19 protein-coding genes are annotated in these 20,147 nt (G+C 44.3%); 10 read left to right on the top strand and 9 right to left on the bottom strand.

Features of this window, described 5'->3' with window-relative positions; translation table 11 throughout:
* The first annotated feature begins 14 nt into the window (after positions 1-14).
* Genes ABXT42_RS08000 through ABXT42_RS07990 form a run of 3 tightly spaced genes read left to right on the top strand, consistent with a single transcriptional unit; the run spans position 15 to position 3,953 of the window.
* Positions 15-344, top strand: a complete 330-nt coding sequence (locus ABXT42_RS08000; RefSeq protein WP_443627625.1) for a sarcosine oxidase subunit delta — start codon at positions 15-17, stop codon at positions 342-344.
* Positions 341-3,340 carry a sarcosine oxidase subunit alpha gene (locus ABXT42_RS07995; RefSeq protein ID WP_443627624.1) on the top strand — a complete coding sequence of 1,000 codons (3,000 nt, stop codon included), beginning with the start codon at positions 341-343 and terminating at the stop codon, positions 3,338-3,340. Before ABXT42_RS08000 ends, ABXT42_RS07995 begins: the two co-directional genes overlap by 4 nt.
* Complete coding sequence (locus ABXT42_RS07990) at positions 3,333-3,953, top strand: sarcosine oxidase subunit gamma (RefSeq protein ID WP_443627623.1); 621 nt, start codon at positions 3,333-3,335, stop codon at positions 3,951-3,953. Before ABXT42_RS07995 ends, ABXT42_RS07990 begins: the two co-directional genes overlap by 8 nt.
* Positions 3,954-4,005: 52 nt before the next feature.
* On the opposite strand, the gene msrA is transcribed toward ABXT42_RS07990, so the two are convergent.
* Both msrA and ABXT42_RS07980 read right to left on the bottom strand, forming a co-directional pair.
* Positions 4,006-4,596, bottom strand: coding sequence for a peptide-methionine (S)-S-oxide reductase MsrA (gene msrA / locus ABXT42_RS07985; RefSeq protein ID WP_443627622.1), 591 nt, complete (start codon positions 4,594-4,596; stop codon positions 4,006-4,008).
* A gap of 231 nt (positions 4,597-4,827) precedes the next feature.
* On the bottom strand, positions 4,828-5,472 hold the full coding sequence (locus ABXT42_RS07980) for an esterase/lipase family protein (protein ID WP_443627620.1): 645 nt from the start codon (positions 5,470-5,472) through the stop codon (positions 4,828-4,830).
* 140 nt (positions 5,473-5,612) lie between these two features.
* Between ABXT42_RS07980 and ABXT42_RS07975 the strand changes: the two genes are divergently transcribed.
* The 4 genes from ABXT42_RS07975 to ABXT42_RS07960 all read left to right on the top strand — a co-directional run bounded on the left by ABXT42_RS07975 (position 5,613) and on the right by ABXT42_RS07960 (position 8,973).
* Positions 5,613-6,227: an FMN-binding negative transcriptional regulator gene (locus ABXT42_RS07975; protein ID WP_443627619.1), complete on the top strand. Its 615-nt coding sequence runs from the start codon at positions 5,613-5,615 to the stop codon at positions 6,225-6,227.
* 36 nt (positions 6,228-6,263) lie between these two features.
* On the top strand, positions 6,264-6,716 hold the full coding sequence (locus ABXT42_RS07970; RefSeq protein WP_443627618.1) for a GNAT family N-acetyltransferase: 453 nt from the start codon (positions 6,264-6,266) through the stop codon (positions 6,714-6,716).
* A 118-nt stretch (positions 6,717-6,834) separates the two neighbouring features.
* On the top strand, positions 6,835-8,448 hold the full coding sequence (locus ABXT42_RS07965; protein ID WP_443627617.1) for an NAD(P)/FAD-dependent oxidoreductase: 1,614 nt from the start codon (positions 6,835-6,837) through the stop codon (positions 8,446-8,448).
* Between the two features lie 105 nt (positions 8,449-8,553).
* Entirely contained in the window at positions 8,554-8,973 is a 420-nt protein-coding gene (locus tag ABXT42_RS07960; protein WP_443627616.1) for an MAPEG family protein, read from the top strand.
* Between the two features lie 6 nt (positions 8,974-8,979).
* Here the strand turns inward: ABXT42_RS07960 and ABXT42_RS07955 are convergent, their stop codons facing one another.
* On the bottom strand, positions 8,980-10,119 hold the full coding sequence (locus tag ABXT42_RS07955; RefSeq protein WP_443627615.1) for a HupE/UreJ family protein: 1,140 nt from the start codon (positions 10,117-10,119) through the stop codon (positions 8,980-8,982).
* On the opposite strand from ABXT42_RS07955, the gene ABXT42_RS07950 reads away from it, so the two are divergent.
* On the top strand, positions 10,118-10,912 hold the full coding sequence (locus tag ABXT42_RS07950) for a DUF4198 domain-containing protein (protein ID WP_443627614.1): 795 nt from the start codon (positions 10,118-10,120) through the stop codon (positions 10,910-10,912). The two genes, ABXT42_RS07955 and ABXT42_RS07950, sit on opposite strands and share 2 nt — an antisense overlap.
* 2 nt (positions 10,913-10,914) lie before the next feature.
* Here ABXT42_RS07950 and ABXT42_RS07945 read toward each other — a convergent pair whose 3' ends face one another.
* The 6 genes from ABXT42_RS07945 to ABXT42_RS07920 form a co-directional block, all read right to left on the bottom strand.
* Positions 10,915-11,655, bottom strand: a complete 741-nt coding sequence (locus ABXT42_RS07945) for a type 1 glutamine amidotransferase (RefSeq protein WP_443627613.1) — start codon at positions 11,653-11,655, stop codon at positions 10,915-10,917.
* A 94-nt stretch (positions 11,656-11,749) separates the two neighbouring features.
* Positions 11,750-12,805: an ABC transporter permease gene (locus tag ABXT42_RS07940; RefSeq protein WP_443627611.1), complete on the bottom strand. Its 1,056-nt coding sequence runs from the start codon at positions 12,803-12,805 to the stop codon at positions 11,750-11,752.
* Positions 12,806-12,825: 20 nt separating this feature from the next.
* Complete coding sequence (locus tag ABXT42_RS07935; protein ID WP_443627610.1) at positions 12,826-14,091, bottom strand: ABC transporter permease; 1,266 nt, start codon at positions 14,089-14,091, stop codon at positions 12,826-12,828.
* Between the two features lie 79 nt (positions 14,092-14,170).
* Entirely contained in the window at positions 14,171-15,268 is a 1,098-nt protein-coding gene (locus ABXT42_RS07930; protein WP_443627609.1) for an ABC transporter substrate-binding protein, read from the bottom strand.
* Positions 15,269-15,343: 75 nt separating this feature from the next.
* Complete coding sequence (locus ABXT42_RS07925; RefSeq protein WP_443627608.1) at positions 15,344-16,432, bottom strand: ABC transporter ATP-binding protein; 1,089 nt, start codon at positions 16,430-16,432, stop codon at positions 15,344-15,346.
* A 282-nt stretch (positions 16,433-16,714) separates the two neighbouring features.
* On the bottom strand, positions 16,715-17,497 hold the full coding sequence (locus tag ABXT42_RS07920) for an SDR family oxidoreductase (RefSeq protein WP_443627607.1): 783 nt from the start codon (positions 17,495-17,497) through the stop codon (positions 16,715-16,717).
* 155 nt (positions 17,498-17,652) lie between these two features.
* Here ABXT42_RS07920 and ABXT42_RS07915 point away from each other — a divergent pair, with 155 nt between their 5' ends.
* Entirely contained in the window at positions 17,653-19,110 is a 1,458-nt protein-coding gene (locus ABXT42_RS07915) for an aldehyde dehydrogenase family protein (protein ID WP_443627606.1), read from the top strand.
* Between the two features lie 50 nt (positions 19,111-19,160).
* Complete coding sequence (locus tag ABXT42_RS07910; RefSeq protein ID WP_443627605.1) at positions 19,161-20,144, top strand: NAD(P)-dependent oxidoreductase; 984 nt, start codon at positions 19,161-19,163, stop codon at positions 20,142-20,144.
* The last annotated feature ends 3 nt before the right edge of the window (positions 20,145-20,147 follow it).

The following is a 20,147-nucleotide window of genomic DNA, read 5'->3' as shown; positions in this document are numbered from 1 at the left end:
AAGGAGACTTACACATGCATCATATTTACTGCCCTTATTGTGAAGAAACTCGTGAAGAGGAAGAATATTCCTACACGGGTGAAGCACACATTGAGCGTCCAAAAGACCCAGCTGCTATTTCTGATGAAGCTTGGGGAGACTATTTATTCTTTCGTTCTAACCCTCGTGGCATCCACCATGAAATGTGGTATCACGCGGCCGGTTGTCGACGTTACTTTAACGTGACACGTAACACCCAAAGCTATGAAATACATGAAACTTATAAAATGGGCGAGCTACCAACAGTCACAGCTCAAGTGCCAACACCTGCGCCCAAAGCCGCTCAACAAGGAGAAGCCTCATGAGCCAAGTTAACCGCTTAGCAACAGGCGGCCGTATTGACCGGTCTAAGCCAATGAGCTTTTCTTTTAACGGTAAAACCTTTCAAGGTTTTGACGGTGACACCTTAGCCTCTGCATTACTGGCAAATGGTGTAGGTATTGTAGGGCGTAGTTTTAAATATAGCCGAGCACGTGGCATTTTAGGCCATGGTGCAGAAGAGCCCAACGCTCTAATGCAGTTGCACACAGGCAATGCAGCAGTGCCCAATCCACGTGCCACACAAGTAGAGCTGTTTGATGGCTTAGTGTCTGGTAGTACCAATGGTTGGCCTAGTGCCGAGTTTGACCTAATGGAGTGGGTAGGCAAGATTGGTGGCAAATTTATGCCTGTAGGATTTTACTACAAGACGTTTATGGCCCCCCAAAAGATGTGGATGACTTACGAAAAATTCATTCGTAAAGCGGCAGGCTTTGGCAAGCTCTCTTTAGAGCCAGATCCAGACACTTATGACAAAATAAACGCACACTGTGACGTGATGGTAGTAGGGGCAGGCCCTGCAGGCTTGACTGCTGCTTTAGAAGCAGGACGCAGTGGTAAGCGGGTCATTATTGTAGATGAACAAAACGAATTTGGTGGCACTTTACTTGCTAACAACCAAACAGTAGATGGTGTCGATGCTGCTACTTGGGCAGAGCAAGCTACTGCTCAACTTGAAGCCATGAGTAACGTATTAGTAATGCCTCGCACCACGGCATTTGGTTATTATGATCACAATTTTGTTTGTGCTTTAGAAAGCCGCACAGATCATATTGGCCCTGTGTCAGCATCAGGCTCACGCCAACGTTTACATCGCATTCGTGCTCACCAAGTGATTTTAGCCACTGGAGCCATTGAGCGCCCACTGGTATTTGGTAATAACGACTTGCCTGGCATTATGCTAGCCAACTCTGTGTCTACTTACATTAACCGCTATGCGGTAGTGCCTGGCAATCGCTGTGTAATAATGACAACCAACGATTCTGGTTATCAAACTGCACTAGATATTCAAGCTGCAGGCCGCACTGTTGTAGCCGTTGTGGACTCTAGGCATGCGCCAGATGGCCGCCTTGTGCAACAAGCTAAAGCGGCTGGCATTGAAATAATGACAGGCCATAGCGTCATAGAAGCGCAAGGTAGCAAGCGTGTGACTGGAGCTATTGTTGCACCATTAGATGCGGCAGGAGATACCCTCACAGGCCCAGGTAAAACCTTAAGCTGTGACCTTGTAGCGGTGGCTGGTGGATGGAGCCCTGTAGTGCATTTAAGTTGTCACACAGGTAGCCGCCCTGTATGGCAAGAAGATATCGCAGGTTTTGTGCCTGGCCCAAGTATTCAGAACCAGCATTTAGCAGGCGCTGTTACTGGTGACTACAAGCTATCTCAAGCGCTAAATGCAGGTGTGCAAGCAGGTGCTGCTGCAGTGGGTGTTGAGTCTTCTCATGTATTTGATTGTGGCGATGAGTCTGAAGGTGCTGCTCAAGCATTATATTTAATACCTCACACTAAACCTATTAGCCGTGCGCCAAAGCAGTTTGTAGATTTCCAGAATGATGTGACTGCTGCAGGTATTGAGCTTGCTGCTCGTGAAGGTTTCCAATCCATTGAGCATGTAAAGCGTTACACAGCCATGGGCTTTGGTACAGACCAAGGTAAAACAGGCAACGTGAACGGCATGGCGATTGTAGCTAAGGCGTTAAACAAGTCTATCGCGCAAACGGGCACCACTATATTCCGCCCAGCTTACACACCAGTTACCTTTGGTGCTCTTGGTGGTCGTGATGTTGGCGTGTTGTTAGACCCCGCTCGTCATACAGCCATGCACCCATGGCACTTAGCTAATGGGGCCGAGTTTGAAAACGTAGGCCAGTGGAAGCGCCCTTGGTATTTCCCACAGCAAGGTGAAACTATGCAGCAAACCCTTAACCGGGAATGTTTGGCAGTGCGCAACAGTGTAGGCATATTAGATGCCTCCACTTTGGGTAAGATTGATATCCAAGGTAAGGATGCCCGTGAATTTCTTAACCGTGTGTACACCAACGCATGGAGCAAGCTTGCGCCAGGTAAATGTCGCTATGGTCTGATGCTTAAAGAAGACGGTATGATTTTTGATGATGGTGTGACGGCGTGTTTAAGCGATCAGCACTTTTTGATGACAACTACCTCTGGTGGTGCAGCTGCAGTATTAGGCTGGCTAGAATTATGGCATCAAACAGAATGGCCAGAGCTAGAAGTTTACTTTACTTCTGTTACAGACCAGTGGGCTACCTGTTCATTTGCCGGTCCCAACTCACGTAAAGTGCTTGAAAAACTTTGCACAGACGTAGACCTGTCTGCTGAGGCCATGAAGTTTATGGATTACCGCGAAGGCACGGTGGCAGGCATTAAAGCCCGCATCTTCCGTATTTCCTTTACGGGTGAGCTGTCGTTTGAGGTGAACGTGCCCGCCGACCAAGGCCACTACATGTGGAAAAAGCTAATGGAAGCTGGTGAAGAATTTGGTATTACACCGTATGGCACCGAATCTATGCACGTATTACGAGCAGAGAAGGGCTTCATTATTGCAGGTCAAGACACTGATGGCTCTATGACGCCTCAAGACTGTTTGATGGGTTGGGCTGTGAGTAAAACTAAATCCTTCAGTTTCTTGGGTGAGCGTTCATTTACTCGTCCAGACACTGCACGCGCAGACCGTAAGCAATTAGTAGGTTTGAAGCCTATTGACCCTACGGTTGTGATTCCAGAAGGCTCACAAATTGTAATGGACCCTAATCAGCCTATTCCAATGGATATGATGGGCCACGTCACTTCTAGCTATTGGAGTGAATGTTTAGGGCACGGCATAGCCATGGGCACTGTAAAGAGTGGCTCAGAGCGTATGGGCCAAACGGTATACTGCCCACAAGCAGATGGCCGCGTATTAGCTGCGCAAATTTGCAGCCCAGTGTTTTATGATCCAAAAGGAGATCATCACAATGACTAACTCTACACACAATGCTGCAACAGATGTGATGGAATCACCATTGCACCACCACGTAGCACACACCAACGCTGTTGATGCAGGCGTGGTAATGACCGAAGATAAGTTTCGTGGTCACCTTAACTTGCGTGGCAATCCACAAGATGCAGATTTTATGGCAGCTGTAGCCTCTGTATTGGGCATGGCATTGCCTACTGAGCCTAATACAAGTGTCCGTGTTAATGGCTTTGTGGCTTATTGGCTTTGCCCTAATGAATGGCTGCTAATTGTGGCCAGTGGCACGCAAGGCCAGGTAGAGGCAGACCTGCGCCAAGCTGTGGCAGACAAAGGTGGCAATCAACACATAGCTGTGACTGATGTGAGCAGTGGTCAAACTTTGGTGAATTTGTCAGGCTCTGGTTTAGCCCAGCTTTTGCAAAAATCTACTGTGTACGACTGCCATGAGTCTAACTTTCCAGCAGGCAAGGTGGTACAAACCACTTTCGCTAAAACGGGCACTACTATGTGTAAGTTGGAAGATGGTTCTGTAGATCTTGTGATTCGCCGTAGTTTTTCAGACTACTTCTTTTTATGGCTGGCCGATGCCAGTGAAGAATATGGATTGCGTATAGCTTAGGTTTTCGCTCATAAAAAAGGCCAGCTTATGCTGGCCTTTTTTGTTACGGCGATTAATGGATCGCTCTATCGCCCCAAATTTCTATTAACCGTTGATCCCGGCCACAGCTCCAACGGTAGTATTTATAACGCTTTGGGTTATTTTTATAATAATCTTGATGGTAACTTTCGGCGCCCTGAATAGGGTAAAAGGTTGCTGCATCTAAAATGGGTGTAACGACGTTGTAGTAAGAAAATTCGGCTTCCACAGCTTCTTTAGAGGCTTGAGCTATGGCTCTTTGCTCGTCGTTGGCTACAAAAATAGCACTTAGATAGCTTGGCCCTTTATCACAAAATTGCCCTCTAGCATCAAAGGGGTCTATATTAACCCAATAGTAATCTAGTAGTTCTTTGTAGCTTACTAGTTTTGGATCATAAGTGATTTCTACTACTTCGTAGTGTCCTTGGTGGTTGCCGCTATAGGTTGGGTTTTTTGCTGTGCCACCTGAAAAGCCAGAGACCACATCACTCACACCCTCTAATTTTTCAAAATCTGACTCCATACACCAAAAACACCCACCAGCTAGTATGGTCTTTTCAGCCATTACATGAGTAGTGGTGAAAAGGGTCAGCGCGGTGATTAAAATTCCAAGTTTTTTGTTCATGATAATAGTTCTCCATGGTTATCAAAATTTGATGTCGACCAAGTACATCACTTTAATTGACTACTAATGAGCATAGCGAGTGATTTCTCAATAGGGCTCGGGCAGTGATTACATGCGCTCTTTTTATATAGGGTGCATATCCTCGTTAAGTTTAGACTGCTTGTCGTGGTTTTTTTAAACCTTCTTGATGGCTAATGCAAATGCCTAATCAAAAACACACATGGGTTTGAATTACTTACGAAAAAATTCCCCTGTGTTTAAGAAAGCCTTTACTTGGCGTATAACGTCTTTATTTTTCATTAGAAAAGGGTGAGAAACTGGCACTACTATATGGTCACTCATACCCTCCAACTTTGTACTCTCTACCGAAACCTTGCCATCATTAGGTTTAGGCAGCATTAGGGAAAGTATTGGGTTAACTGTTGAACTACCTGCGATCACGCCAACGGGATAATCAACACCGCCCAGTGAATTAGGCACACTGTCGTGTTGTGTGCCCAGCTGCATGCCTGAAGGGCCATTAATGAGTTTAAAGCCGGGTACATTTTTAAGCCTATCTACTACTTCACTGCCTTTATTGGGTGGCCCAAGCATCACCACACGACCTAATGTGCGCATGGTATGTTCACTTAAATATTTACGCAAAATAATACTGCCAAGGGAGTGTGTAACAAAATTTACTTTGGTTGAAGGCTGACACTGGGCAATGGCCTTGGCAATATGCTCTTTAGCAATGGTTTCTATATCATAATCAGTAGAAGGGTAGGCATAGTTAACTACAGCGTAGCCTTGTGCACTAAGGGCTGCTTCCATGGTTTTCATGGATCGATCTGAGCGGGCCATACCATGAAGTAATATTACACATTCTTTAGCCATTGATAAAAAGCTCCGTTTACAGCATTAAAATTAAAATTAAGAATAATTTAATTTCCCAATCTCGTGTCTTGCTAAGGTAATGCACACCTAGTTTAATAGACACCTTAGCTGGTTACAATGTGCGCAATTAAGAGGCCCAGATGTATATACCCAACAATATTAAAACCCAAGACATCACGAAGGCTCACGATTTAATCGATGAGTTTGGTTTTGGTGTTTTGGTGTCTGGCGCTTTAGAGGGCACTCACATTCCTATGGTATTACACCGCAATGAAGGTGAGTATGGGGTGCTTTATAGTCATTTTGCTAAAGCCAACCCCCATTGGAAAGGGCTAGAAGGCCAAGAGGTGTTGGTTATTTTTTCTGGCCCTCATAGTTATATCTCTCCATCTTGGTATGCCCATGCACCTGCTGTGCCTACTTGGAATTATGCAGCGGTGCATGCTGTGGGTACAGTGGCCTTATTAGATGGTGAACAAACCCTCGCTGTGGTGGAAGAAGTGGTGCGTCAATACGAGCCTGCATTGCTTGTAGATCGAAGCATTATCACTAATGAATATAGAGATAAGTTGTTATCTGGTATTGTGGGGTTTAAGGTGCCATTGTCTTCTATCCAGTGCAAGCTAAAGCTTGGGCAACAAAGAACAAAAGACGACCAATCAGGTGTTTATCATGCCCTTGAACACTCTGCACAGGTTGATGCCAATCAATTAGCCCGCTATATGAAAAAACACGGGCTAGGCACTGGTGATTAACATTGTTTTAATAACTAAATTACCCAAGAGGTCTCTATGAGTATCCATATATCAGCACCTACCTTAAAGGATAAAGCCCAGTGGGAAGCCCTTTATTATGGCTATGCAACGTTTTATAAAGTGCCTATGAATCAAGAAATTCTGGATAATGTTTGGGCATGGATTATGGATGTCGATCATGGGTTTTATTGTTTATTGGCTAAAGATGAGACTGGCCAATGTGTGGGTTTCATGCATTATCGCGCCATGCCTTCACCACTAAGGGGTAAAATGGTTGGGTTTTTGGATGATCTTTTTGTAGAGCCAAAAGGCAGGGGTAATGGCGTTGTAGAGGCTTTGTATGAAGCGCTCAATCGCAGTGCCAAAGACAAAGGCTGGCCATTTATGCGCTGGATTACCGCCGACAACAACTACAGAGGCCGTGGTGTTTACGATAAGCTGTCTCAAAGAACACACTGGATAACCTACCAGATGCCCGTAGATGCGTAGCATAATAATATAGAAGCAAAACACAGCTCCACTAAACAGACAATAGTATCATAGTTAGGTAAAATGGGCGGCTATATAGAGCTTTAAGCCGCCACCCCATTTTGTTTTGGAAACCTTGATGATACGCATTACTAATCTACAGCTACCACTTGATCACGATGATCAAGCGTTGAATGACGCTATTTTGGCGCGTTTATCGATCCAGCAAGATGATATGTTGGACTTTGTAGTGCATCGAAGAGGTTATGACGCACGTAAGAAAACTAACATCGTGCTTATTTATACCCTAGATGTAAATACCACTCAAAATGAAACTTTGTTGGCCACTTTCACGGGCGATCAACTGATTAAACCTAGCCCAGACATGAGCTACAAATTTGTGGCCCATGCTCAAACTACTGCACCTGCAAGCCAGCAACGCCCCTTAGTCATTGGATTTGGCCCGTGTGGTTTGTTAGCAGGGTTAGTGCTTGCTCAAATGGGTTATAAACCTATTATTTTAGAGCGTGGAGCTGCAGTGCGCCAACGCACCAAAGACACCTTTGGTTTTTGGCGTAAAAAGATTTTAAATACCGAATCCAATGTACAGTTTGGTGAGGGCGGTGCGGGCACGTTTTCTGATGGCAAGTTATACACCCAAGTAAAAGACCCTAATCACTACAGCCGCAAAGTGCTCGCTGAATTTGTAGCTGCCGGTGCTCCAGAAGAAATATTATTTGTAAGCAAGCCCCACATAGGTACCTTTAGGTTGGTGTCGATGGTCGAAAAAATGCGCGCGCAAATTGAAGAGCTAGGTGGTGAGGTTAGATTTGATGTGCGAGTAGATGACGTGCATATTGAACAGGGCCAGATCACGGGCGTTACTTTGGCCGATGGTGAAGTGATTCACTCTAAACACGTGGCTTTGGCCATAGGCCACAGTGCTCGAGACACCTTTAAGATGTTGTTTGATAAAAAGGTGTATATAGAAGCCAAACCGTTTTCCATAGGGTTTCGTATAGAGCATCCCCAATCTGCTATAGATGAAGCCCGCTTTGGTAAGAATGCAGGCAATGAGATTTTGGGTGCAGCAGACTATAAGCTTGTGCATCACTGCGATAATGGCCGCAGTGTCTATAGCTTTTGTATGTGCCCAGGTGGCACCGTGGTGGCAGCCGCTTCTGAGCCTCATCAAGTAGTCACCAACGGTATGAGTCAGTACTCACGTGCAGAGCGTAATGCCAATAGTGCTATTGTGGTAGGCATAGACCCCTCAGATTATCCAGGCGACGCACTGGCGGGTATAGAGCTACAAAGACAGCTAGAGCGTAAAGCCTATCAATTAGGTGGCGAAAACTACGACGCTCCTGCACAAAGAGTAGGTGACTTTATGCAGGGCAAGTCTTCACAGAAGTTGGGCGCTGTAGAGCCCTCTTATAAGCCAGGTATTAAGCTCACAGACTTAGCTGATGCTTTGCCAGATTTTTGTATTGATGCGATTCGTGAAGCTATTCCCGTGTTTAACCGCAAGGTAAAGGGCTTTGCTTTAGCTGATGCCCTGCTCACGGGGGTGGAAACACGCACCTCTGCGCCTATTTGTATTAAACGTGGGCCAGATATGCAAAGCATCAATACTCAAGGCCTGTACCCCGCAGGAGAAGGTGCAGGGTATGCAGGTGGTATTATGTCGGCAGCCATTGATGGTATTAAAATAGCAGAAGCCATGGCTTTGAGTATGAATCAGCCCGATTAACCAGTGGCGTGCCAACCGCACAGCTTGGTTAAGTTAAACTGAACATTAATCTTATATGATGATCATGATTTTGATTATCACCTTATCTAACCTAAAGAGAACATCATGCTAGCGACTTATTCATTTGCCATTTGGGGCCTTTGGCTCATGCTAACCACTGTTTTTGTACAGGCTATGGTGGCATCTGTAGCACACCGCAAACAAAAGCACTATGTACCAGGGATTATTGACGAAAAACTAAGTCATGAGTCTTTTGTCTTTAGAAGCCATCGCACCTTCTTAAACTCACACGAAAACTTATTGATGGTGTTTGGTCCAGCTATGTTGGCTATGCTAACTGGCATGGATGCATATTGGCTGGGTATGCTGGTGTGGGTGTATGCCATTGCACGCATACTCCACATGGGCTTGTATTATGTGGTGGCAACAGAAGCTAATCCTAGCCCTCGTAGTTATTTCTTTATCGTGGGTTTTGTTGCTAATTTGGCACTACTTATTATGCTGGGTGTCCACTTGGTGGCTTAGTTTTAGCTACAAAAAGAGGCGCTCATAGGTCCAAAAAAGCCCAATCAGTGAGATTAGAATTGAGACTGGGATCACTACCCATTGACGATAAAGCTGCTGACTTTTTATTATCCAAAAGACGCACAAAAAGGCAGCAGCAATAACCGATAATTGTCCAACTTCAACGCCAACATTAAAAAATACCAGTGCTGTTGCAAAGTCTGACTCGGGTAGCCCAAGCTGGTTTAACACCCCAGCAAAGCCCATGCCATGCAATAAGCCAAACAAAAAGACCACCACCACGCGCCTTATTTTGACCGTCTTAACAAAGATGTTTTCAATACCAACTGCAACAATGGATAGGGCAATCAAAGGTTCAACGATACTAGGTGACAGGCTAATAACGCCATAAATCGTTAAGCCTAAAGTTATGCTGTGCGCTAGAGTGAATGCTGTGACTTGCAATAATAAAGGGCGCAGCCTAACACTGAGTAAAAATAGCCCCAATACAAAGAGAATATGATCTAAACCCTTGGGCACAATATGTTCAAAACCTAAAACGGCATATTCAACAGTCACCTGAATAAACGGTTTGGTAACATAAGTTGTGTTTAATTCAAATGGAGGGCTCATTGCACCTTTGGTCAACCAATGAGATGTTTTTTCGTGTGGCGTTTTATCATAGTAGAAGTGGGCAATATTGTTGCCAAACTTTTTTGGATACTGCCAAGTAACCTGTTGTTGGTCATCATTTGGACTTGGAATTAACGCCAATAAATGAATATTAGATAAGCGTGATTTGTCTAAGTTACCTATGGTGGGAATGTTGAGTTTAACTAATGATAAATCACTCTTAACCCCATCAAACGCCAAGCTAAGCTCAGATATAATAGATTCTTCAAGTAATTCAAACTCATTACTTAACTGCTGCGCAGACAATGCGCGTAGCTGGTTGTAACGCTGCGTCTGGGGTGAGTCATCGGTATCGTCATGGCTTGAATCGATGCCTGCAATAAGGCTTTCTATATTTGTTTGAATGTGTACCTTTACAGAAGCGTTTTGGGTAAACTCTAAGTCTACTATCGCAGGGCGCATTTGGTGTGCCTTGGCGCTTTGAGCTAACAGTAATAGGCTGAACGTGACTAACATTAATCGAAAAAGAATCATGAAACCGATCACCTTTTTATTTTTTAGCATTCTTGTGACCAGTAGTACGGTTATTCGGGCCCACGAATTTTGGTTAGAAGCTCAACCATTCTACCAAAAAACCGACCGAACGACAGAAATTACTATCAATGTTGGCCAGCAAATGGACGGTCAATCACTGCCTAACATTCCTGCTTGGTATCGACAGTTTGACGCCATAACAAGTGATGGGTTAAAGCCTGTGGGTGGCGAATTGGGGCGTGATCCAGCAGGGTATGTAAGTATTAAAACACCTGGAATTTATGCTATTGGTTATGAAAGCATGAAAAAATCCGTTACTTTAAAGCCAGAAAAGTTCACACAGTACCTAAAACAAGAAGGCTTAGAAAAAATTATAAAATATCGTGATCAGCTCAATGAAAGTGAAAAAAATGGCTTTGAGCTCTTCTATCGTAATGTTAAGGCAATCATTAAAGTAGGCGATAAGAATGAACATAATTTTTATAACTATGATTTTGATCATCCGTTGAACATAAGCCCACTACAAAACCCCTATGAGCTATCAAAGGGAGACGATTTACGTGTTCAACTGACCTTTAAGCAAAAGCCAGCGGCAAACTTATTGCTACATGGAAAAATAAAAAATAAACCCGAATTCGATCTTAGTTTGCGCACTGACGCAAAGGGCTATGCCACCATACCGTTGGCGCACAAGGGAGTTTGGTTGCTTCACACAGTTGAAATGATACGCTCTGAACAACCCAATATAGACTGGGAAAGCTACTGGGCTAGTCTAACTTTTGAAATTCGCTAATTTTATAAATACTTAGCAGGATGTGCCGCTTGACGATAGAAGTTAACCATCCACCCAAATAATAGCTGCATATCAGGGTGGCCTTCAAGGTTAGCCATACCTTGCGCCCTTAAGGTGGGGTGTTGTGCATAGGTTTCGTAGGACAAAATACCTTCTATCATTTTTGCAGTAAACTCAGGGTGCCCCTGAATGCCCAACATGTGTGGGTTATATTCCACCATATAGTTTGGGCAAAAGTCACTTTTTGCTAACACTTTTGAGCCACTTGGCAACTGCACAACTTGGTCTTGGTGAAACACCATAACGTCTATTTTAGACGTTTTAGGCTGCATGTAGGCGGTGTCTGCCACAATGGTGTTGTGAGATAGCCCAATGCCCCAGCCCTTGCCACTTAGCTCTACCTTACCCCCCAGCACTTGCGCCATAAGCTGATGCCCAAAACAAATGCCTACGGTGGGTTTTTTAGCAGTATCAAGCTGCTTGATAAAATCACTTAGCGTGTGAATCCAAGGGATGTCGTCATACACGCCTTCAGGGCTGCCGTTTACTAGCCACACATCACATTGGTCTACAGATTTTGGAAACTCTCCCTCATGCACACTAAAGTCTGAAAATTTAATGTTAGGGTCTACTGCCAAAAGCTGTTGTCTAAATATGGCAGAATAATCTAGCCCACCCACAGTGTCTAAAATATCTTCAAAGCTGTGGCACAGTAAAAGACCAATATGTAAGGGTTTGTTCATGGGTTTAACCGCATCAATAAAAATTAAATTAAAACTAAAAAAAAGACTCCACTTAGAGGAGCCTTTTTGTTTTTTCCCTGCTTAAGTGTATAACTTAACCTGGGGACATGCCACGTAGCCTTTCACTGCGACGGCGCAATAGCTCTAACACGGTGAGCAGCATTATTGACATCACTACTAAGATGCTGGCCACTGCCAAGATAGTAGGGGAGATCTGTTCACGTATACCGGAAAACATTTGACGAGGAATGGTGCGTTGCTCTACGTCGGCTATAAACAGCACCGCTACTACTTCATCTAATGAAGTAATAAAGGCAAACAAAGCGCCAGAAATCATACCCGGTAAAATCAAAGGCATTATGATACGGCGAAATGTAGTCCAGCCATTGGCTCCCATGTTTTGTGAGGCTCTTACCAAACTCATGTCAAAGCCGCTCAACGTGGCTGTCACTGTGATAATGACAAAAGGCACACCCAATGTGACGTGAGCCAATATAACGCCTGTGTAGGTTTTAGCGATGCCTATAGAAGAATAGAAAAAGAACATGCCTGTTGCGGTAATAACCAAAGGTACGATCATAGGCGAGATGAGCAAGCTGGTAATCAATGCTCGTTGGGGCATTTCTGGGCGTGATAAGCCTAGTGCAGCTAGTGTGCCTAAAAAAGTTGCGATAAGAGCAGACACCGTAGCAATGAAGAACGAGTTTCGTGTTGCACGTATCCACTGAGCATTGTTCCACATGTCTGACCACCAGCCTACCGTGGCAGCAGGGTCTTTCATGCCGTTGTGTAAAATATCTAAGTACCAACGAATAGAGTAGGCATCAGAGTCAAAGTTGAGCATACCATCGGTAAAGGTAAAATAAGGCTCTGCATTAAACGACAAAGGCATAATGATCAGCACAGGGGCAATCAAAAACACCAATACACTCGCTGTAATCACCAAAAACATATAACGGGTAAAGCGCTCACCTAAGGTGGCGTATGCTGGCATTTTTTCCATAAAAAATAATGGAATGCCAAAGATCAATAAAAACCCAACAGCAGCTTTTGCAGTGCCTGTAATTAACACTACCAATACTGTGCATATAGCTAAGTATGCATAGGCTCGGCCTTTGTTTTTAATCTGTTTTTTTAAAGAATTAATCATGTGAGTGTCTCAATTATGCCTTAACCGAACTTTAGTTTGTCTATGCCAATCAACCGGTTGTAAACCCAGTAAAATATCAAAACAACCACTAACAACATGGTGCCCAATGCAGCACCTAAGCTCCAGTTAAGAGATTTTTGAATATGATATGCAATAAGATTAGAGATCAACAGTCCATCTTGTCCACCTACTAAAGCCGGCGTAATGTAGTAACCAATAGCCAAAATAAACACCAATAAGGTTCCAGCAGCAAGGCCAGGTATGGTTAGTGGAAAATACACACGACGATAGGCGTTAAATGGCTTAGAACCCATAGATAGGGCAGCACGCATGTAAGAAGGCTGAATGGTTTTCATAACCGAATATAGAGGCAAAACCATAAATGGCAATAAAATATGTACCATAGCAATAATGGTGCCCGTTTGGTTGTAGATCATTTGTATACGACCATCCTCACCAATTACACCAAAATAAACTAACAGGTCGTTGATCACACCTTCAGTTTGCAATATAGCGATCCAAGCGGTGGTACGCACTAAAAGTGAAGTCCAAAAAGGTAGCAACACCATAATCATCAATAAGTTAGACTGACGCAGGGGCAAAATGGCCAGTAAGTATGCAACTGGGTAGGCCAGTAGCACACAGATAAAGGTAATAAGCGCAGCCAACCACATGGTTTTAACAAAGTTATTTAAGTAAATTTGATACAACTCATCGGCTTTAACTATTTTACCAGCTTCGTCATATTTCATGTCCATCGCAGCGATATAAAAAGACGGTGAAATGTCATGGGAGGCGCGTTGTAAAGTAAGCCAAACTTGTGGATTGGCCCATTTTTTATCAATTTTTATAAGGGCTTCTTTATAGGGCCCTTCAGTAATCTTGCCTACTTTTCGGGCAGACTTGGTAAACAGGCTCCTGCTACCTGGCAGCTCGTAGTTAATGCGGGTGGCCATGTTGCCTGCTGTACGGCCAACTTCACGTACTTTTTTAGCAATGGCTAAATCTTTGACAAAAATCTCAAAAATTTCTTCCGAAGGTAAACCTTGCCCATCCCAGCTCTGGATAGCAACGGCAAACTTGGGCACTACCCCAGACACCTTGTCGTTATGGATACTGTTAAACAGCATTTGACCAATAGGGAAGACAAAACTAATAAGCAAAAACAATACTAACGGCAAGGTTAGTAAAAATGCACGCCTTCGTTGAATAGCCGTGGTTTTAGCCAGCTTCTGCTTCAATGGCAGAGTATCGGTTTGATCTATAGATGGATTCGCAGTAGTCATAAACAGTGAGGTATCTAGAAATAAATAGAAATAGGGCGAGCCTAAATTTAGGCTCGCCCTAGGAGGTAAGTCGGATGACTTACTTAGTTAACCAAGCGTTGAAACGCTCGTTTAACTGGTCTGAGTTATCTGCCCAAAACTCAAAGTCGTTCTGTAAAGCGCGCTTGAAGTTATCAGGAGCAGTAGGCATGTGAACGCCCATATCAATTTCTGCATTATTGTGGAAAGTGCCTACTAGGCCAAATGAAGACTTACGTAGAGGACCGTAAGGGATCCAGCTAGCTTGGTCTGCAAGAGGTTTTGTGCCAGTAGAGAACTTAACGAAGTCCATTGTGGCTTCTTGGTTTGGAGCACCTTTAGGAATAACCCAAAGATCCAAGTCCCAAATCTGGCCGTCCCAGTTGATGACAAATGGCTTGCCTTCAGAGGCAATTGCGTTAAATACGCGGCCGTTGTAGGCAGTAGTCATAGTCACTTCGCCGTCAGCTAATAGCTGTGGTGGCTGTGCGCCTGATTCCCACCAGACTGTAGAATCTTTAATGGTGTCTAACTTAGCAAATGCACGGTCAATACCCGCATCTGTAGACAACAATTCGTATACGTCTTCTGGCTCAACACCGTCAGCCATAAGAGCGAATTCTAGGTTAGGCTTAGCACCTTTACGTAAACCACGTTTGCCAGGGAATTTGTTCAGGTCAAAGAAGTCTGTAAGGCCATCAACACCTTGGATCTTGCTTTCATCATGAATGAATACAGTAGACCATACGATGTTACCTACAGCACATTCCATTAGAGCACCAGGAAGGAAATCTTCAGAAGCTGGAACGCCGTTGTCGCCGTCTGGCAATGTTGAGTGATCCATTACTTCTAGGATGCCCTCGTCACAACCACGAACTGCGTCAGAAAGCTCAACGTCCACTACGTTCCAAGTAACGTTACCAGCTTCTACTTGTGCTTTAATTTCGGCTAAGCCGCCGTTAAAGTCTTCAGATACGATGCTGTTACCCGTCGCTTCCATCCAAGGCTTATGGTAAGCCTCTACTTGTGACTTAGTATAAGCGCCGCCCCAAGATACTACAGTGATAGACTCTGAATGACTACCTGCATAAGCACTACCGGACATCATGGTGGTAGCAACTGCTGCGGCGATCAAGGTCTTGTTTACAAGCTTGTTCATTGTGTATTTCTCCAAGTTTTTGTTATTAAGAATTGTTGCAACAATTCAGCTAGGCGTTAATGCGCATATAAAAAATTATGCATCAAGCGCCAAGCAATCCTCCATCTTCCAACCGATCGGCACTGTATTGCCTTCTTGCAATAAGCTATTAGCGGTTGAGTTAGGAACTTTGACGATAAAATCGTCGTGTCCGCAAACAGTAAACCGAGTGCGGATATGATCACCATGGTAGATTAACTCTTCTACCCTGGCTGAAAATAAGTTGTCTACGCTGCTGGCTTCTGGGTTAACAAAAACCCGCTCAGGACGCAATGAAACCGTGGTGCGATCGCCTACAGCGTGCACGTTAATTTTCGTCGCTACAAGGACATCGCCGTTGTCGCTTAATATATCTACCTTATCCCCACTGATGGCAGTTACTTTGCCCATCAAACGGTTGTTTTCACCGATAAAGTTGGCAACGAAGGCATTTTGTGGCTTTTCGTATAGGTCTGCTGGTGCAGCGCACTGTTGCACGATACCGTCTTCAAATACCGCAATGCGGTTTGACATGGTCAATGCTTCAGTTTGGTCGTGAGTAACATATACCACGGTTAGGCCAAGCTGTTCATGCAAATGCTTAATTTCATATTGCATTTGTTCACGTAAGTTTTTGTCCAATGCACCTAAAGGCTCATCCATCAACACTAGGTCTGGATCAAAAATTAAAGATCGGGCTACGGCCACACGTTGTTGTTGACCACCTGAAAGCTGCATAGGGCGACGGCCACCAAAGGCGCCTAGTTGAACCATATCTAGAGCTTTTTTGACACGTTCTTCACGCTCAGCTTTAGGAATCTTTCGCACTTCTAAAGGGAAGGCTAAGTTTTCGGCCACAGTCATGTGAGGGAATAAGGCGTAGTTTTGGAATACCATACCAATGCCTCGCTTGTAAGGCGGTACATTGTTGATCACTTTGCCTTTTAGGTAAATCTCACCTTGGGTAGCAGGTTCAAAGCCTGCCAACATCATTAAACAGGTGGTTTTGCCAGAACCTGATGGCCCAAGCATGGTGACAAATTCACCAGGGGCAACATCTAAATTGAAATCTTTAACGACGAGGGTTTCGCCATCGTAGCTTTTTTGAATGTTTTCAAAGCGTACAAGTGGTGTTTCACCAGTCATAGGGGGCGCTCTTTTATTATTGAGAAAAGATAATGTGAGCCTTGTGTGGAGATCATATTTACTTTCTCCCAGAAGGATCACATAGCGAACATCTAAAGTAACGTTAAACACTGTTGCGAAACAACCCCATTGCAACAAATTTGACGCAAATAGGTAAGCTAGTGTCAATAAAAGGTGTTTTTTTGTATTGACGCCACTTTAACTATTACAAATGAAATCAACATGATAGATTTTTTTATACACACTAATATTAAAAAGTTATCGTGTTCATTATCGTTATAATCAAATGTAAGTGGCTAGGCTATGGGTATCACCATCGACAGTAAGGCTTTGACCAGAGATTTTAGCGCCCAAGTCACTAAAGCTAAATACAATCATATTGGCAATGTCTTGGGCATCAACAAATGTAGACATAGACGTGTTTTTAACATTGTCGTGGCGCACTTTTTCTAAGCTTTCACCCGTAGCCTGTGCGATGCTGCTGATGACCCGATCCATGCGCTCGCCATTGACAGCGCCTGGGCACATGCAGTTGACTCTCACGTTAAATGGCCCTAGCTCCATTGCCATGGTTTTGGTGAGCCCTACAATAGCCCACTTAGCACAGGCGTAGGGGCTGCGCATGGGGTAGCCATACAAACCTGCAGTAGAGGATAAATTCATAATAGCGCCGCCATGTTTTTTGAGTAGCGGTATGGCGTGCTTGGATACATAAAAAGTGCCATGTAAATTCACATCAAAAGTGGCTTTCCATGCGTCAATATCTAGAGTTTCTATTGGGCCTGCAGGCCCGGAAGTACCTGCGTTATTAACTAAAAAATCTAATTCACCGGCAAACGTCTGCTCTAATTGAGCAAACATTTGTGTCACTTCATCCGGTTTGGCCACGTTAGTTACACTACTTGATATCATGGGGTAGGCCTGCTTTAAAGCAGCCAGTGCTTGGGTATCAATGTCACACACGTGTACTTTTGCACCTGCATTCATCATGGCAATAGCTGTGGCTTTACCCAAACCTGCAGCGCCTGCGGTGATCAATACTTTCTTGTCTTTAATTCCTTGCATGGAACTCTCTTTATTTTTTTTAATAGGCCTGATACTGAACCAGTTTAAAAGTGTGAGCTTGTATATATCCGTAGTATATCTGTCTGTTTTTGATAAGAAGCTAGCCTGTGTGTATAGATACACTGCCTCCTGTCTGTTTAATACTGAGCTTTTATATGTCCCTCTCGCCTAAGAAGAATTCCACTACCACCAATTTGCTGTTCTATATTAATGGACAGTGGTGTAAGCCACAAACAAGCACACAAGTTTTACCTGTGATTAACCCAGCAACACAAAACGCCTTTGCCAGTGTGTGCCTTGCTAATAACATGGATGTAGATGCAGCGGTTGACAGTGCAGCTAAAGCGTTTGACCGGTGGAGCCAAACTACATTGCAACAACGCATAGTAATGGTGGAGGCATTTCTAGTAGCCTATGAAAAACGCTACCAAACCATCGCTAACGCCATTACCCAAGAGATGGGAGCGCCTGCGTCCATGTCTTATGACATACAAACCGAAACGGGAGTAGGGCATACGCAGGCCAACTTGGTGGCAGCTAAAGAGGCACTGTTAGATGAGCCTATCGGCGACCATGGTCAATTGGTAAAAGAGCCCATTGGCGTATGTGTGCTTATCACCCCTTGGAACTGGCCAGTTAACCAAATTGTTTGCAAAGTGATTCCAGCATTGCTTGCAGGTTGCACTATGGTGCTAAAACCCAGTGAGCTTACGCCTATGTCAGCCCAACTATTTGCGCAATGTGTGCATGAAGCGGGTATTCCCAGTGGCGTGTTTAATATGATTCATGGCACAGGGGCAGATATTGGCGATTATCTGACCAGCCACCCATTAGTAGACATGGTGTCTTTTACAGGGTCTACCCGCGCAGGTGTGGCGATCGCTAAATCTGCAGCGACCAGTGTGAAGCGAATGAGCCAAGAGTTAGGCGGCAAATCTGCCAATATTATATTTGCTGATGCCAACCTTGCAGAACAAGTAGAGCTAGGTGTGCAAGCATGCATGCTTAATAGTGGCCAAAGTTGCGATGCCCCAACACGTATGTTGATTGAGGCCAGTGTATATGACCAAGTGGCTGAGCTAGCTAGAGCTAGCGTAAACAACATTGCCTTAGGTGATCCGCAACGACAAGGTGATCATTTGGGCCCAGTAATCTCTCAAGCACACTGGCATAAAGTACAAGCTCTTATCCAAGTAGGTATCGATGAAGGCGCTACTTTGTTGTCTGGTGGTGTAAATAAACCCTTAGGTTTTGAGCAAGGTTATTACGTTAAACCTACACTTTTTGGGGATGTGAATAATGCGATGGCCGTTGCTCAAGAAGAAATTTTTGGCCCCGTTTTAGTCTTGATTCCTTTTAAAGATGAAGCACAAGCGATCACTATTGCTAATGATAGTCCATACGGCTTGGGCGCTTATGTGTCTACCCAAGATATGGCTAAGGCACACCGGGTGGCGCGCAGATTACGTGCTGGCACAGTGCATATTAATATGGCTGATTTGGAATACTGCATGCCTTTTGGTGGTTATAAACAATCGGGCAATGGGCGTGAATATGCTGCTTTTGGACTCCATGAATTCCAAGAAGTAAAAGCTATCGCAGGCTATCGTTAAAATATTTTGAACAATAAAAATTAAAGTCTTAACTACACAGGTTAATAAAAATGAAAATAGGTTTTGTAGGGTTAGGTAATGTAGGCAGTAAGTTGGCAGGTAGTTTATTACGCAACGGCTATGACGTTGTTGTGCGTGACCTTAATGATGAATTTGTGGCTGATTTTGTAGCACGTGGAGCAACCAGTGCCGATTCCCCAAAACAACTTGCACAGCAAAGTGACATTATCATTACCTGTCTACCATCGCCTGCAGCTTGTTCTGCTGTAATGGAGGGCAGTGACTTGGCTGAGGGTGTGATTGCAGGTTTGTCTGAAGGTAAGATATGGCTAGAGATGTCCACCACAGATGAAAGCGAAATACGCCGCATTGGCGCACTGGTTAAAGCCAAAGGAGCAGAGCCTGTAGACTGCCCGGTGTCTGGTGGTTGCCACCGTGCAGATACAGGTAATATTTCTATTTTTGCAGGTTGTTCTCGAGCTGCATTCGAGCGCGCCTTACCCGTGCTCACTACCTTGGGCAGGCGGGTGTTACACACAGGTGCTTTAGGCACGGCCTCAAAGCTTAAAGTGGTGACTAATTACTTAGCCACAGCGCATTTAGTGGCTTTAGGTGAAGCATTAACCGCTTGTAACGTGATGGATTTAGACATGAACGTAAGTTACGAGGCTATTAAGGCCTCTTCTGGCACGTCTTTTGTTCACGAAACAGAATCACAGGTTATTCTAAATGGTTCACGAGAAATTAATTTCACGTTAGACCTTGTGCTAAAAGACGTTGGCCTTTTTAACACCCTCACCCAAAGAGAAGGCATGAAGTTAGACTTGGCACCTTTGTTAGTAGATATCTTTACTCAAGCCCAAGATGACTTTGGGCCACGGGAAAAATCGCCCAATATCATCAGGCGTTATGAAGAGCCTATGGGTGTTAAAGTATTAGGCCAGGGTTTTCCAGCTGATATTTTAGATGATGAGCCAGAAGAAGCAGGTCACGAGCTCATAGCAGCCGGTCGTCAAGATGGCGACATAACCTAGCTT

It is taken from the genome of Candidatus Njordibacter sp. Uisw_002 (assembly GCF_047730155.1).
GTDB lineage: Bacteria > Pseudomonadota > Gammaproteobacteria > Pseudomonadales > Balneatricaceae > Njordibacter.
Note: the sequence above shows the minus strand (reverse complement) of the source record. Positions and strands in the feature narration are given on the sequence as shown.

What these genes read in the sequence shown, in the direction of transcription:
- ABXT42_RS07965 (WP_443627617.1), top strand. Translation starts at nt 6,835, where the DNA reads ATGATACGCATTACTAATCTACAGCTACCACTTGATCACGATGATCAA.
- ABXT42_RS07925 (WP_443627608.1), bottom strand. Translation starts at nt 16,432, where the DNA reads ATGACTGGTGAAACACCACTTGTACGCTTTGAAAACATTCAAAAAAGC.
- ABXT42_RS07915 (WP_443627606.1), top strand. Translation starts at nt 17,653, where the DNA reads ATGTCCCTCTCGCCTAAGAAGAATTCCACTACCACCAATTTGCTGTTC.
- msrA (WP_443627622.1), bottom strand. Translation starts at nt 4,596, where the DNA reads ATGAACAAAAAACTTGGAATTTTAATCACCGCGCTGACCCTTTTCACC.
- ABXT42_RS07990 (WP_443627623.1), top strand. Translation starts at nt 3,333, where the DNA reads ATGACTAACTCTACACACAATGCTGCAACAGATGTGATGGAATCACCA.
- ABXT42_RS08000 (WP_443627625.1), top strand. Translation starts at nt 15, where the DNA reads ATGCATCATATTTACTGCCCTTATTGTGAAGAAACTCGTGAAGAGGAA.
- ABXT42_RS07975 (WP_443627619.1), top strand. Translation starts at nt 5,613, where the DNA reads ATGTATATACCCAACAATATTAAAACCCAAGACATCACGAAGGCTCAC.
- ABXT42_RS07955 (WP_443627615.1), bottom strand. Translation starts at nt 10,119, where the DNA reads ATGATTCTTTTTCGATTAATGTTAGTCACGTTCAGCCTATTACTGTTA.
- ABXT42_RS07995 (WP_443627624.1), top strand. Translation starts at nt 341, where the DNA reads ATGAGCCAAGTTAACCGCTTAGCAACAGGCGGCCGTATTGACCGGTCT.
- ABXT42_RS07960 (WP_443627616.1), top strand. Translation starts at nt 8,554, where the DNA reads ATGCTAGCGACTTATTCATTTGCCATTTGGGGCCTTTGGCTCATGCTA.
- ABXT42_RS07950 (WP_443627614.1), top strand. Translation starts at nt 10,118, where the DNA reads ATGAAACCGATCACCTTTTTATTTTTTAGCATTCTTGTGACCAGTAGT.
- ABXT42_RS07920 (WP_443627607.1), bottom strand. Translation starts at nt 17,497, where the DNA reads ATGCAAGGAATTAAAGACAAGAAAGTATTGATCACCGCAGGCGCTGCA.
- ABXT42_RS07980 (WP_443627620.1), bottom strand. Translation starts at nt 5,472, where the DNA reads ATGGCTAAAGAATGTGTAATATTACTTCATGGTATGGCCCGCTCAGAT.
- ABXT42_RS07940 (WP_443627611.1), bottom strand. Translation starts at nt 12,805, where the DNA reads ATGATTAATTCTTTAAAAAAACAGATTAAAAACAAAGGCCGAGCCTAT.
- ABXT42_RS07935 (WP_443627610.1), bottom strand. Translation starts at nt 14,091, where the DNA reads ATGACTACTGCGAATCCATCTATAGATCAAACCGATACTCTGCCATTG.
- ABXT42_RS07930 (WP_443627609.1), bottom strand. Translation starts at nt 15,268, where the DNA reads ATGAACAAGCTTGTAAACAAGACCTTGATCGCCGCAGCAGTTGCTACC.
- ABXT42_RS07970 (WP_443627618.1), top strand. Translation starts at nt 6,264, where the DNA reads ATGAGTATCCATATATCAGCACCTACCTTAAAGGATAAAGCCCAGTGG.
- ABXT42_RS07910 (WP_443627605.1), top strand. Translation starts at nt 19,161, where the DNA reads ATGAAAATAGGTTTTGTAGGGTTAGGTAATGTAGGCAGTAAGTTGGCA.
- ABXT42_RS07945 (WP_443627613.1), bottom strand. Translation starts at nt 11,655, where the DNA reads ATGAACAAACCCTTACATATTGGTCTTTTACTGTGCCACAGCTTTGAA.